Origin of the sequence: Aestuariibacter sp. GS-14 (genome assembly GCF_006494365.1) — a bacterium.
In the GTDB taxonomy this organism is placed as follows: domain Bacteria; phylum Pseudomonadota; class Gammaproteobacteria; order Enterobacterales; family Alteromonadaceae; genus Alteromonas; species Alteromonas mangrovi.
In genome coordinates this window covers 57590-71581 of the sequence record NZ_VHIP01000016.1, presented here as the reverse complement: position 1 = coordinate 71581, position 13992 = coordinate 57590, and the positions used below count along the sequence as shown (strand labels likewise).

The 13992-nt window shown below is 48.1% G+C and carries 12 protein-coding genes; 11 read left to right on the top strand and 1 reads right to left on the bottom strand.

Annotated elements, in window-relative coordinates; genetic code table 11:
* Window positions 1-27 precede the first annotated feature (27 nt).
* The 10 genes from FJ444_RS18765 to FJ444_RS18720 all read left to right on the top strand — a co-directional run bounded on the left by FJ444_RS18765 (window position 28) and on the right by FJ444_RS18720 (window position 11439).
* On the top strand, window positions 28-1344 hold the full coding sequence (locus FJ444_RS18765) for an N-acetylmuramoyl-L-alanine amidase (RefSeq protein ID WP_140961012.1): 1317 nt from the start codon (window positions 28-30) through the stop codon (window positions 1342-1344).
* Between the two features lie 49 nt (window positions 1345-1393).
* Window positions 1394-3232: a DNA mismatch repair endonuclease MutL gene (gene mutL, locus FJ444_RS18760; RefSeq protein WP_140961009.1), complete on the top strand. Its 1839-nt coding sequence runs from the start codon at window positions 1394-1396 to the stop codon at window positions 3230-3232.
* Between the two features lie 4 nt (window positions 3233-3236).
* A complete protein-coding gene (gene miaA / locus FJ444_RS18755; RefSeq protein WP_140961007.1) occupies window positions 3237-4163 on the top strand; it encodes a tRNA (adenosine(37)-N6)-dimethylallyltransferase MiaA in 927 nt (308 codons plus the stop codon).
* An 83-nt stretch (window positions 4164-4246) separates the two neighbouring features.
* On the top strand, window positions 4247-4495 hold the full coding sequence (hfq, locus tag FJ444_RS18750; RefSeq protein WP_140961004.1) for an RNA chaperone Hfq: 249 nt from the start codon (window positions 4247-4249) through the stop codon (window positions 4493-4495).
* 17 nt (window positions 4496-4512) lie between these two features.
* Window positions 4513-5802 carry a ribosome rescue GTPase HflX gene (gene hflX / locus FJ444_RS18745; protein ID WP_140961001.1) on the top strand — a complete coding sequence of 430 codons (1290 nt, stop codon included), beginning with the start codon at window positions 4513-4515 and terminating at the stop codon, window positions 5800-5802.
* A 142-nt stretch (window positions 5803-5944) separates the two neighbouring features.
* The gene (gene hflK / locus FJ444_RS18740) at window positions 5945-7114 is read left to right on the top strand and encodes an FtsH protease activity modulator HflK (protein WP_140960998.1); all 1170 of its coding nucleotides are present in this window, start codon (window positions 5945-5947) and stop codon (window positions 7112-7114) included.
* A 6-nt stretch (window positions 7115-7120) separates the two neighbouring features.
* Entirely contained in the window at window positions 7121-8008 is an 888-nt protein-coding gene (hflC, locus tag FJ444_RS18735; RefSeq protein ID WP_140960995.1) for a protease modulator HflC, read from the top strand.
* 271 nt (window positions 8009-8279) lie between these two features.
* Window positions 8280-9875, top strand: coding sequence for an AbgT family transporter (locus tag FJ444_RS18730; RefSeq protein WP_140960993.1), 1596 nt, complete (start codon window positions 8280-8282; stop codon window positions 9873-9875).
* 68 nt (window positions 9876-9943) lie between these two features.
* Window positions 9944-11023, top strand: a complete 1080-nt coding sequence (gene hemH / locus FJ444_RS18725; protein WP_140960990.1) for a ferrochelatase — start codon at window positions 9944-9946, stop codon at window positions 11021-11023.
* Entirely contained in the window at window positions 11020-11439 is a 420-nt protein-coding gene (locus FJ444_RS18720; RefSeq protein WP_140960987.1) for a DUF4112 domain-containing protein, read from the top strand. Before hemH ends, FJ444_RS18720 begins: the two co-directional genes overlap by 4 nt.
* A gap of 4 nt (window positions 11440-11443) precedes the next feature.
* Here the strand turns inward: FJ444_RS18720 and FJ444_RS18715 are convergent, their stop codons facing one another.
* Window positions 11444-12904, bottom strand: coding sequence for a GGDEF domain-containing protein (locus FJ444_RS18715; protein ID WP_181405231.1), 1461 nt, complete (start codon window positions 12902-12904; stop codon window positions 11444-11446).
* A 263-nt stretch (window positions 12905-13167) separates the two neighbouring features.
* Between FJ444_RS18715 and ubiG the strand changes: the two genes are divergently transcribed.
* Complete coding sequence (gene ubiG / locus FJ444_RS18710; RefSeq protein ID WP_140960983.1) at window positions 13168-13938, top strand: bifunctional 2-polyprenyl-6-hydroxyphenol methylase/3-demethylubiquinol 3-O-methyltransferase UbiG; 771 nt, start codon at window positions 13168-13170, stop codon at window positions 13936-13938.
* The last annotated feature ends 54 nt before the right edge of the window (window positions 13939-13992 follow it).

Sequence of the window (13992 nt, the reverse complement as noted above, 5' to 3'; positions counted from 1 at the left end):
AAATAGAAATGATGACCAGGGCTTGTGATGTTACGCGGTAAACTTTTAATACTCATTAGTTGGTGCTTACTAGCGTTTAACGTTAATGCCAGCAACGATATCAAAGATGTCAGGGTGTGGCCTACCAGCGCCAGTACCCGTGTGGTGTTTGATCTTAAGGACGCCCCTGAGTTTACCTATTTTACCCTGAATAACCCACATCGACTGGTCATTGACCTCGTAGACACCCGCAGTGACACCCCGCTTAAAATAGACAATACAGGCAGTTTACTCACTAGAATTCGGTATTCCACGCCGAAAAACAAAGCCTCTACACGGGTGGTACTTGAACTTGCCCGTAAAGCCGAAAACTCTATATTTGCAGTGCCACCGGCCGATGATCTTGGTCATAGACTGGTGGTGGATTTACTCGATTCTGACCCTCAAAGTAGCGGTGTTGTGCTGGACATGAATCAATCGAGCCGAGATCGGGATATTATTGTAGCCATCGATGCGGGTCATGGCGGTAAAGATCCCGGCTCTATCGGGCCTTCTGGCTCATTCGAGAAAAACATTACACTCAGTATTGCGCAAATGCTGGAGGAAAGAATCAATAAAGAAGCGGGAATGCGCGCAGTGATGACCCGTAATGGTGATTACTATATCTCCCCCAACAAACGTCCTGATGTTGCGCGTCAACATAAAGCCGACCTGTTAATTTCAATTCACGCCGATGCGTTTACGGAGCCAGAACCTCGCGGTGGTTCGGTATGGGTGTTGTCTATGCGTCGCGCCGACAGTGAACTGGGTCGCTGGCTGGAGAAAACCGAACAGCATTCAGAGCTGCTCGGTGGGGCGGCCGAAGTGATTTCCGATAACGCATCTGAGCGCTACCTAGCCGAAACCATACTGGGTTTATCAATGGATCACTCCATGTCTACCAGTTATGACTTGAGCAAGAAAGTGATCAGCGAGCTAAAAGATGTGACTCAACTGCACAAACACTCACCGCAGGCGGCTAGTCTGGCAGTGCTTACAGCGCCTGATATTCCGTCTATTCTGGTAGAAGTCGGTTTTATTTCAAATCCTCAGGAAGAGAAAAACCTGAACTGGGCAAAGTACCGTCAACAATTGGCGGATGCCATGTTCAATGCTACTAAGCGCTATTTCGAGCAAACCCCACCCGATGGTACACTGTGGGCCTCCCGCAAAGCGGAGAACCGTACGCACCGGGTTCGAAGTGGTGAGTCCTTGTCGTTACTGGCGCAGCGCTACAATGTAAAAGTGAGTAGTATCAAGCGTGCCAATAACCTTACCAGCGATGTTGTGCGTATTGGCCAGGTGCTGACCATTCCCAGCACCTGAGCAACACAGCGAACACCTACTTTTTATAACGCGATAAACAGGAACGCCTTTGCCTATTCAGCTGTTGCCCCCAAGACTTGCCAACCAGATTGCTGCCGGAGAAGTGGTTGAACGCCCTGCATCTGTGGTAAAGGAGCTGGTTGAGAATAGTCTTGATGCGGGTGCGAGCCGCATTGAGCTGGATATCGAGAAAGGTGGCCACAAGCGGATAAAACTGCGTGATAACGGTAGTGGTATAGCAAAACACGAACTGGAACTGGCGTTATCCCGCCATGCCACCAGTAAAATTGCCACGCTGGATGATTTGGAGCAAATTCTGTCTTTAGGGTTTCGTGGAGAAGCCTTGGCCAGTATTTCAGCGGTAAGTCGTCTTACGCTAACGTCCAAGCCAGCCGGGCAGGAACAGGCTTGGCAAGCCTGCTGCGAAGGTCGCGATATGGCGGTACAAATACAACCTGCCGCGCATCCGGATGGCACCACTATTGATGTGATGGACATTTTTTACAATACGCCCGCCCGCCGAAAGTTTCTACGAACAGAAAAGACTGAATACCAGCACATTGAAGAGGTTATCAAACGGATTGCGCTTAGCCGACCGGAAGTAACTTTTATTCTCCGGCATAACGGTAACGTGACCAAGCGGTTTGCTGGTACCCAAGACCGGAGCGTTCGCGTTGCGCAAGTGTGTGGTCAGAAGTTTATTCAGCAGGCCATTCACACGCAATGTGAATACGCTTCTATTACACTTGAAGCCTGGTTGGGCGATGCGCGCCAGCTCAGAAGCAGTAACGATTGCCAGTATAGTTTTGTCAATGGTCGAGGCATGCGCGACAAGCTGATTTTACATTCCCTTCGGCAGGCATACGATTCTGTACTGGGTAGTGCCGAGCAGCCTTCGTTTGTTGTATACCTGACTATCGATCCGCGCGAAGTCGATGTGAACGTGCACCCTGCTAAACACGAAGTACGCTTTCAACAAGGTCGATTAGTTCACGACTTTATTTGCAAAGCAGTTTGTGATGCGCTGAGTGAAGGTGCGGATATGTTGCTTAAACCTGCGGATAGCAATGAAACGGGGCACGACTATATACGTCCGTTATCGACCATCGCGCAAGGCAATGCCCGCGAACCTAATGTAACTGGGCAATCACACCTGCCGACGGCATTTCCCCATCAGGAATACCCCGTTGAAAGATTGACCCAACCCCAACCCCGACACCAATCCCCATCTCAACAAGTATCAGGCGGCACATTTGTAGCGCGCAATACGGGGGGGAGGCCCTATCAGGCTGGCACAAACAGCGTGTCGGCTGGCTATCAGCAACATTATCAGCAGCTCATGACGCCTTCGCAAGAGGCGTTAAACGCCGGGCGAACAGACCTGGAGGCTAGCAACAACCTGCACTATGTGCCAGTAGGCGAGGCTAGCCGGCTGTATACCAGAGACGAGCATTGTTGGTTGTTGACTGCAGATAAACTCTATCGGGCCTGGCTTAGTGCTGTTTTTGAGGGCGAATTAGTTGCACAGCCCCTATTGATGCCAGTGAGTGTAAATCGCGTTGTTGAGCCTGGTGCAGTGGAGGTTTTTGCTGCAAACGCATTTGAATTGCATAGTGTGGCAGGGAAAACCCGGTTGTTAAAAGTGCCTGCTCCGCTTCGCCATTTGCCCTGGGCGGCACTGTTCCCGGCAATCTGCGAGTCACAGCCAGACAATTTAGCAACACTTCAGGCTATGCTTGCCAAGGCACTGTCTGACCAGGCATTTCAACAGGACACCTTGTGGCGCTGGTTCGACCAACTGGCGCTTTCTTCACAATGGACCATACTTAACGAGTGTGGTGTCAAAAAATCGCAGCAAGCCCTCGTGCAGTGGATGAAAAAAGAATAAGACGATGACCAGTCAGACAGGCCCGGTAGTGGCCATTATGGGGCCAACGGCGTCTGGTAAGACCGGCCTTGCCCTGGAAATAGCGAAACACATCCCCTCTGAGATTATCAGCGTAGACTCCGCACTGGTGTATCGTCATATGGACATCGGTACGGCCAAGCCTACAGCAGAAGAAATGGCGATCGCGCCTCACTGGTTGATTGATATCATTGAGCCCAATGAAGCGTACTCGGTTGCGGAGTTTGTAAAAGACGCGACGCGCCTGATTGGCGAAATACAGAGCAGGGGAAATCTGCCCATTTTGGCCGGTGGTACAATTATGTACTTTAACGCCTTGATAAATGGAATTTCGCCCTTACCTAAGTCGGACACAAACATTCGTGATGATATTGCCCGTGAAGCCGAGCAAAAAGGCTGGCAAATTTTGCACGATGAATTAGCAGTGATCGATCCTGTTGCGGCTGCCCGTATTCACCCGAATGATCCCCAACGACTCACCCGGGCACTAGAGGTGTATCGCAGTAGTGGCAAAACGCTAACGCACTGGCAGCAGCAGGCAACTCATCGTTGTCCGTATAACATAGAACAATTTGCCATTGCACCTCAGGACCGTGCTGTGTTACATGATCGTATAGCCCAGCGTTTTGACATAATGCTGGAGCAAGGATTGGTGGCCGAAGTTGAGAAATTGCAACAACGCGGCGACCTGAACGAAGATATGCCATCGATTCGGTCGGTGGGATACAGGCAAGTGTGGCAATACCTCAATGGTGAGCTAAGCTATGCAGACATGCGTGATAAAGGTATTATTGCTACAAGGCAGTTGGCAAAGCGGCAATTAACCTGGTTACGTGGCTGGTCGGACTTAACGTGGCTCGACACATTTGCTAAAGATAATTTGACTAAAATTACTGCAAAAGTCACACTTTAAATAAAGGAAGTGTGATATAAAGCAAAAGCGCTGGGACAAATTAATAAATTTGTCAGTTTAATAATAAAAATTAAGGATTTGAAATGGCTAAAGGGCAATCATTACAAGACCCATTTTTAAACGCATTACGCAAGGAGCGTATACCCGTTTCCATTTATCTTGTTAACGGTATCAAACTCCAAGGGCAGGTAGAGTCATTTGACCAGTTTGTTATCCTGTTAAAAAATACAGTAAGCCAAATGGTGTATAAGCACGCGATCTCCACAGTAGTGCCTTCTCGCGCCATCACAATGCCAAGCACTCAAGGGGACGCTGAGAGCAAGGGTGAGTAATTACATAGGTAACTCGCTTGTTTGACCGTTATGAAGCCGGTGAACTGGCTATACTTGTTCATGTCTATTTTGCCGACGAAGACAGTCGAGAAGACTTAGCTGAGCTGGAACTTCTTGTATCGTCGGCGGGTGTCAATGCTGTTGATGTAATAACTACGTCACGTAGTTCGCCAAAATCCAAGTTTTTCGTTGGTTCGGGAAAAGCGGAAGAGATTGCGGCCGCGGTTAAGGCTCATGAGGCGAATGTAGTGATTTTTAATCACGCACTTACGCCTTCCCAGGAGCGTAACCTGGAAGCTATTTGTAAGTGCCGGGTTATCGACCGCACTGGACTTATTCTGGATATTTTTGCCCAGCGAGCAAGAACTCACGAAGGTAAACTTCAGGTTGAGCTTGCACAGTTGCGCCATATTTCTACCCGATTGATTCGAGGCTGGACACACCTTGAGCGTCAAAAGGGGGGTATAGGATTGCGCGGGCCGGGTGAAACACAGTTAGAAACCGACCGAAGATTACTTCGTGAGCGGATAAAAACCATCATTCGCCGATTGGAAAAAGTAGCCAAGCAGCGCGAACAAGGGCGTCGTTCCCGAAAGCGGGCCGAAATCCCAACGTTATCGCTGGTGGGGTATACCAACGCCGGCAAATCCACACTCTTCAATCGTATTACCAATGCTGACGTTTATGCAGCAGATCAGTTGTTTGCCACGTTGGATCCAACCCTGCGCAAAGTGGAACTGAAAGAACTTGGTCCTGTTATTCTGGCCGATACGGTAGGGTTTATCCGACATTTGCCGCACGATTTGGTTGCTGCGTTTAAGGCCACACTGCAAGAAACGCAGGAAGCGGATTTACTTCTGCATGTTGTGGATTACTCTGCTGCCAATTATCTGGAAACAATGGATGAGGTAAATGCGGTACTGGATGAAATCGAAGCCAGTGATATTCCTCAGTTGATTGTGTGCAATAAAATCGATCAACTCGAAGAAATTGAACCAAAGATAGACCGCGACGAAGACGGCATGCCTATCCGGGTATGGTTGTCGGCTAAAACGGGGGTTGGGGTTGATCTTCTGCTATCTGCCCTCACTGATTGTTTAGCGCAAAGCATGGTAAATTACACGCTTAAAATCCCGCCGGCGCAAAGTCGTCTGCGGGGCGTTCTATATGAACTGGACTGTATTTCGCAGCAATCCTACGATGAACAGGGTGATTGGGTAGTTGATGTGCGCATGCCTGCGGCAGATTGGAATCGCTTGGAAAAGCGACTCGAAAACAGTTTGTCACAGTTTGTTGTAAAGCATTAATACAGCATAGGGGCATTTGCACCTATAATGGCAAGTTAAAGTACGTAATCATGAATAACTTCGTGCAAGGCCTTCCAGGATTGCAATCTAAAACGAATAAAATTCAGTATTAAATAATAATCTTTTTTTACGGAGTATTAGCATGGCTTGGAATGAGCCGGGTGGTAAAAATAACGACCCGTGGAAGAATCGCGGTGGCCGTGACCAAGGGCCGCCCGATCTGGATGACGTGTTTAAAAATCTGTTTGGCAAGCTCGGCAAAGTTGGCGGCGGCGACGGTAACGGCTCAGGTAAAAAGCTGGGTGGTGTAGGTGCTGCGCTGATTTCTGCTTTGCTGATCGTGGTTTACGTAGTCAGTGGTTTCTACACCATTCGAGAAGCTGAACTGGGTGTGGTGTTGCGTTTTGGACAGTACCATTCGCAGGTTGAGCCTGGCTTGCGCTGGAAGCCAACCTTTATCGACTCAGTCATTCCGGTTGATGTGCAGTCAATTCGCTATGAGTCGTCTTCAGGTTCCATGCTTACTGAAGACGAAAACGTAGTTAGCGTGCAAATGGAAGTACAGTATCGGGTAGTTGACCCGTACCGTTGGACGTTTGCCGTTACCAATCCTGAAATGAGTTTAAGTCAGGCGTTAGACAGTGCTATTCGTTACGTGGTTGGACATTCAGCCATGGATGATGTGCTAACTGATGGCCGCGAAGTAACTCGTCAGCGCGTGTGGGAAGAATTGGAAGCCATTCTTGCTCCCTACAATGTTGGCGTTGCTATTATCGATATGAACTTTAAGGATGCCCGCCCACCTGAAGAAGTAAAAGATGCGTTCGATGACGCTATTTCTGCACAGGAAGATGAGCAGCGCTTTATTCGTGAAGCCGAAGCATATGCCCGGGAAATCGAGCCACGTGCTCGTGGTCAGGTTAATCGTATGAACGAAGAAGCTCAGGCTTATAAAGAACGTGTAATCCTGGAAGCCCAGGGTGAAGTGGCCCGATTCAGCGAGTTACTGCCCCAGTTTGAAAAAGCGCCTGAAGTTACCCGTCAGCGTATTTATCTAGAAACAATGGAACAGGTTTTCTCTAACACCAGCAAAATCATGGTCGACAGTGGCGAAGGTGGGAACAACATTATGTACCTGCCATTGGACAAAATCATGGAAGGCCAGAACTCAGGTAGCGCAACTATAAATCGTATGCGCAATACTCTTGAAGGTCTCCAGAACGTGAATAGCGCAAGTAACAGTGGCTCTCGCGTAACGCAACCGACGACTTCGTCTGGCTTGCGCAGTGACAGCGGGCGTGGTGGGAGATAACGACTAATGAAAAATTTATTTATCGCGTTATTAATTACGCTTGTTGTATTAGGCTCAGGTTCACTGTTTGTGGTGAAAGAAGGTGAGCGTGCCATTGTAATTCAGTTTGGTAAAGTGCAGCGTGATACCGCAACTGGGCAAACTAAGGTATTTGAACCGGGTTTGCACTTTAAATTGCCATTCATTGACACCGTGCGTTCACTGGATGCACGTATTCAAACGCTGGACGGTGCACCGGATCGCTTTGTTACCTCTGAGAAAAAAGACCTTATTGTTAACTCATACGTGAAATGGCGTATTAAGGACTTTGCCCGTTATTATCTGTCTACTAATGGTGGCAATAAACTGCAGGCTGAGGCGTTGTTAAAGCAGAAAGTAAACAACGGTTTAAGAACAGAGTTTGGTAGCCGTACTATTTCGCAAATTGTGTCTGGTGAGCGTACCGAGCTAATGGAACGCGCTATGGAACAAACTGCAACCTCTTCTGACGAGCTGGGTATTGAAATTGTTGACGTTCGCGTTAAGCAAATTAACCTGCCTACCGAAGTCAGTAACTCTATTTTCCAGCGTATGCGTGCTGAGCGAGCCGGTGTGGCGCGTGAGCATCGCTCTCAAGGTCAGGAACAGGCTGAAGTAATTAAGGCTAACATCGAAGCAAAAGTAACGGTTATGTTGGCTGATGCCGAGCGTAATGCCCGTCAGTTGCGCGGTGAAGGCGATGCAACCGCAGCGCAAATCTATGCTGAAGTTTACTCTAAAAACCCTGAGTTCTATGGTTTCCTGCGTAGTATGGATGCTTACCGGGCAAGCTTTAACAGCAAGGACGATGTGTTAGTGGTAGAACCTGACAGTGATTTCTTCCGTTATATGAAGTCACGTACAGGCGGCAAATAACCGCAACGCATACTAATGCAAATACAAAAAGCCGATGCACTGCATCGGCTTTTTTCGTTAGGCTTAATAGAAACATAGCGATAAGCTTTCTACTATACCAATACCGGTTGTCACGTTCTTTAACATACCGCTAACTGCCGCAAATACTGCTGATTCGCTGCCCAAATACCGCGAAATGAGGTAAACTTCGCGTTAAAAATAGCCTGGTAATAATCACTATCCGCCAGGACATAAAAGCAACATCATAATAATAAACGACAGAGGATATGTTTTGAGTGTAGAAAACATCACTAAACCGACAGAATCGACGCCGCAAAAAGGCCTCTTTTCACGGTTTCTCACCACTGTAGAGTGGCTTGGAAACCTTCTGCCGCATCCGGTTACGCTATTTGCATTGCTCGCACTGGGGATTGTTATTCTCAGCGGTATTTTGGGTTATTTTGAGGTTTCAGTCGTTGATCCACGACCGGAAGGGGCTAAAGGCCGTTCACCGGATGGCATGATTCCTGTGATTTCACTATTGAGCGCCGAAGGCTTACAACGCATTGTTACTGGCTTGGTCACCAATTTTACTGGGTTTGCGCCGTTAGGCACGGTACTGGTTGCCCTGTTGGGGGTATCGGTAGCTGAACATTCCGGATTGCTGTCTACCGCCATGCGCGCACTGGTAATGAATGCATCCAAACGCATGGTAACCTTTGCCATTGTGTTTGCCGGCATCATCTCCAATACCGCATCAGAATTGGGCTATGTGGTACTCATTCCCCTTGCAGCCATGATCTTTCATGCGCTGGGGCGTCATCCACTGGCCGGACTGGCTGCGGCATTTGCCGGTGTCTCGGCGGGCTACAGTGCTAATTTGTTACTGGGAACGGTGGACCCGCTGTTGTCGGGGATTACTGAAGCGGCTGCCCGCATGATCGATCCGGATTATGTTGTCGGCCCTGAAGTAAACTGGTATTTCATGTTTATTAGTACCTTTTTAATTGCAGCGATGGGTACGCTTGTTACTGAGAAGGTGGTAGAGCCCCGATTAGGCCAGTACGACAGCAACGAGGCGTCTGTTGCGCTGGACAAGCAAAAAATGGAAGCGCCCTCAGACGTTGAAATCCGTGCCCTCAAATGGGCGGGTGTGGCGTTTTTCAGTGTTTGTGCTGTACTGGCGCTAACGGTGATACCTGACAATGGCATATTGCGACACCCCAACACCGGAGAGGTGGCTGGCTCGCCCTTCCTGAAAGGCATTGTGGCGTTTATCTTTATCAGTTTTGCAATACCTGGTTTTGTTTACGGACGCCTTGCCGGTACCATGAAAAACGATCGCGACATCATTAATGCGATGTCTAAAAGCATGGGATCTATGGGGTTATATATCACCTTGGTATTCTTTGCCGCGCAGTTTGTCGCGTTCTTCAACTGGACCAATCTGGGCACGGTAATGGCAGTAGAAGGTGCGGCACTGTTACAGAAGTTAGGGCTCGATGGCCCCGAAGTGTTCGTGCTGTTTATTTTAATGTGCGGGATAGTAAACTTATCACTGGGTAGCGCTTCAGCTCAATGGGCAGTGACTGCGCCTATCTTTGTGCCCATGCTCATGTTGGTTGGGTATGCGCCTGAGGTCATTCAGGCTGCTTACCGGATTGGTGACTCGGTTACCAACGTAATTTCACCAATGATGAGTTATTTTGGTTTAATTATGGCTATGGCAGCTAAATATAAGCGGGATGTAGGTATGGGCACATTAATCGCCATGATGCTGCCTTACAGTATGGTATTTATGATTGGCTGGACCCTGTTGTTTTTCATCTGGGTATTTGTGTTGGGGATGCCGGTTGGTCCGGGTGCCGCGACTTATTATCAGCCGTAGTAGTCTGTTTGGGCGTACTTTTCGTAGTATGCACACATAGCAAGTTATAAACGCGGAATAGTAACTAAATGAAATTCACTGGAAATACCGGATTTACCCATGGTCAGTCAGATAAAATTGGTGTGTTAATTACCAATTTAGGTACGCCTCAGGCGCCTACTAAAGCCGCGCTTAAGCCCTATCTTAAGGAGTTTTTGTCTGACCCCCGGGTGGTGGAAGTTCCCCGCCTGATATGGTGGTTTATCTTAAACGGTATTATTTTGAATGTGCGTCCAAAGCGTTCCGCAGAAGCCTATGCCTCGGTGTGGTCTGAACACGGCTCACCATTAATGGTGCATACCAAAGCACAGGCCACGGCCCTGGCAGAGGAATGTCGAAAAGCATTCGGTGACAGCGTGGTGGTGGAGTATGCCATGCGTTACGGTGAGCCTTCCGTTAGCAATACTATTGATCGCATGCTGAATGCGGGGGTTCGCAAGTTACTGGTACTGCCTCTTTATCCTCAGTACAGTGCCTCTACAGTTGCGTCAACGTTTGATGCAGTAGCGCATGATTTTGTTAAACGTCGCTGGCTACCGGATTTTCGTTTTATCAGCCATTACCACGATCGTCCTGGCTACATTCAGGCGGTGGCGAATAAGATTCAGCAACATTGGCAGCAACACGGACGGGCAGATAAGTTGATTTTATCTTATCACGGTGTTCCGAAGCGGTATCTGGACAATGGCGATCCGTATCACTGTGAGTGTCACAAAACGTCACGTCTAATCGCTGAGGCACTTGGATTAACAAAGTCCGAGTATATGACTACCTTCCAATCGCGTTTTGGCCGCGAAGAGTGGTTGAAACCCTATACCGATGAAACCCTTAAGGGTTTGCCGTCAGAGGGCGTGAAGTCAGTGCAGGTGGTATGCCCAGGCTTTTCTGCCGATTGTCTGGAAACGATTGAGGAAATTGGCGAAGAAAATCGCGAGTACTTTATGGAAGCTGGCGGAGAGCGTTATGAATATATTCCCGCACTTAACAGCGATTCAGCACATATAAATATGTTGTTTGAACTGGTAAAAGAAAACCTGCATGGCTGGCAGGTTTCAGGTAACAATGCACAGCGTGAACAGCTGGCGAGGGAGCTAGGAAGCAAACAATGAACAACACAACGGGAGTTACTGCGCCTACTGAGTTGCTGAAAGCACAAAAGCTGGCTAACCGGTTAGACACTGCGTTTAAGCTCCCATTTGTGCCTTTTCGGATTGGATTTGATGCCATTATTGGTTTAATCCCCGGAGTAGGGGATGCAATTATGCTTATCGCTGCGTTGCGTATTGTTTATCTGGGTAAGCAAATGGGGTTGCCAACCGGGTTGGTAAAAGTGATGTTGCGCAATGCACTGCTCGATTTTGGCTTAGGTTTTATACCTGTGGTAGGTGACATAGCCGACTTCTTTTACAAGGCAAATCAAGCCAATGTACGCGTGATGGAAAAATACTGGGTAAGCCAGAACAAGGCCGCTATCGATGCCAATGCTCAGGCTGCATTGGCAAACTGGGCTGCCAAACAATCGTAACGAATTAACTTTGTTGTTTGGCGGTACGGAAAAAATGACGGCTCCGGTGTGCCTTCCTGGATTTGGAATAATCGGAATGTGGCGCTTCGAATCGCCCGGAGACACAGTTTCTGCCTGCGCGTTTAGATTCGTATAACGCTTCATCAGCGCGTTTGAAGGCTTTCTCAGTTAACCCATTCACCACATTAGAGCAACCTATCGATACTGTTACTGACAGAGTTTCCGAATGCGAGTCGTTAAATAGCGGCATGCTGAGTGCTTCAATGGCATGTTGAAGAGTGTTGGCGGCAATGATTACACCTTCGGGATCCGTATGCGGCAGCAATATGGCAAATTCCTCACCGCCATAGCGGCATACTGAATCGGTATCCCTTACCAGTCGGCGAAGATGCCAGGCCACGTGCTGAATAACCTTATCTCCTATGTCATGGCCATAGCGGTCATTTACCTGCTTAAAATGATCAATGTCTACCAGCATTAGACCCATTCCACCACCGACTCTGCGTTGATGTGCAAGTTGTTGGTCAATGATCTGTTTAAATCCCCGACGATTCAATAATTGGGTGAGTTCATCGTAGAGCGCCACCGCTCGTAGTTTCTTTTCCAATTTGCGCCGAGTACGGTCGGTTTGCTCAAATACACTCGCCCCGGTCATAAGCACCACGAACAGGAACCAACAAGCAGCGATCATATAGCTTCCGAATAAACTGCTCACCTGCGCATTGGCTAAAGAGCGAAACACCAGGTAGCCGGTACCAAAGAAGAATACCCCACCCACAATACATTGTATCCGGACTATCTGACCTCCCAGATGAGGGGAGAGTGCCGCGCGAACTGTTCCTCTGTTTGCTGAAATCCCCAGCACCGAAGCGGCAAGGAAAAAGCTAAGGGTTACCGTAAACAATGACATATCCTGATAAAGAGCCGGAGTGTGATAGGCATAACCTATTAGAGCCGTGGTAGCGATGCATAGCGACATTAATGCGAGGGCCTGGCAAAGTATGTGATGTCTGCGCTTGCGGGCCCATATTGAAAACAGCATACAACCTATCACAACGAAACTATTGCCCGACAAACGGTTAGAGGGCTGAAGATTAAAAATGTCTGCCAGGTGTTTAGACGATGACAAAGACAGAAATGGCTGATCAGGCGATGTTGCATTAACCATGAATAGTGATGCCAATATTGAAGCGACAATAAATTGCAAGCCTAAGGAAACAGACCGGTGCGTAAACTGAAAGAGCAAGGCCATCGCCAGCAGCAGGAATAATAATGCGGTGAGCGGATGCGTAGACGGACCATCCTGAACCGGACGATATAAATACTCAATATCCAGAAGATGCCCTGCCAAAACACAGCATGCCAAGGATATAACCAGATACGTAAGCTGCATGCCTGTTTTCTTTGCGACCACAATCAATGAACGATGTGGCTCAGTGTGCAAATCGATAAATTGCAGGTTCATTGGTGTGTTCCTTTCGCAAATCACTAAAACAAAACGTAGTGTGCAAATCATTAAATTTCAACTTTAGTATAAAATTATTGCTGGCATCTCTTTCAAAGTGATCACATTTGATTCGGCGAGGGTAACAACAGGCAACGCTTAATCACCGTCGATCAATTAATTGAGATGAGCATAAATACAGTCTGCTTTACACAAATCTTCATCATCAGACTCAGGCTGTACTATACTTCATGCCCATAAAATGGCGTCTTTGGAATTGTCGGATGTTAGACAAAAGTCAGCTAAGTCAACCAATTAAAGAAAATACTTCGGCTAAGGAGTTGGCCCGTTTTAATAAATTGGCCAGGGAATGGTGGGACCCTGCCGGCAAGTTTAAAACCGCATTGGCGTTTAATGCTACCCGTTCTGCCTATATGGTCAGGCATCTGGCGTATTGTCATAATCGCGATCCACAAAGTCCTCAGTGTCTGCGAGATTTAACCGTACTGGATGTCGGCTGTGGTGGGGGGCTTATCAGTGAAGCGCTGGCCAAAGAAGGTGCCAAGGTAACGGGTATTGATGCCAGTGCAGTGAGTATAGAAGTTGCCAGGTTACATGCGTCGCAATCCGGGCTCACGATTCGTTATCTTCATCAACTGAGCGATCAGCAAATCGCCGACGGTAATCAATACGATGTTGTGATCAACGCAGAAGTAGTGGAGCACGTGCCAGATCAACCCGCATTAATTAAGCAATGCGCCCAGTTGGTTAACCCCAAAGGGACATTAGTACTGGCTACGTTAAACAGGACCTGGTTGTCCTGGTTAATTGCAATTTTGGGGGCGGAATACGTAATGCGCTATTTGCCTGTTGGCACCCATGACTGGAAAAAATTTGTCCAACCTGAAGAATTAGCTGATTGGGTGAAGTCGGACAGGTTTGAACCTGTTTACGAGACCGGCATGAAATTAAATCCGTTTTCCGGTCGGTGGCGACTGTGCCCGTCGATGAGAGTGAACTATATCCAGCTTTATAAGCGTTACTTTAATGATTAATCTGATAGTAAATCAGATCAACAGACCTTAGGCTGTCAGATAACAGGGAGTCAA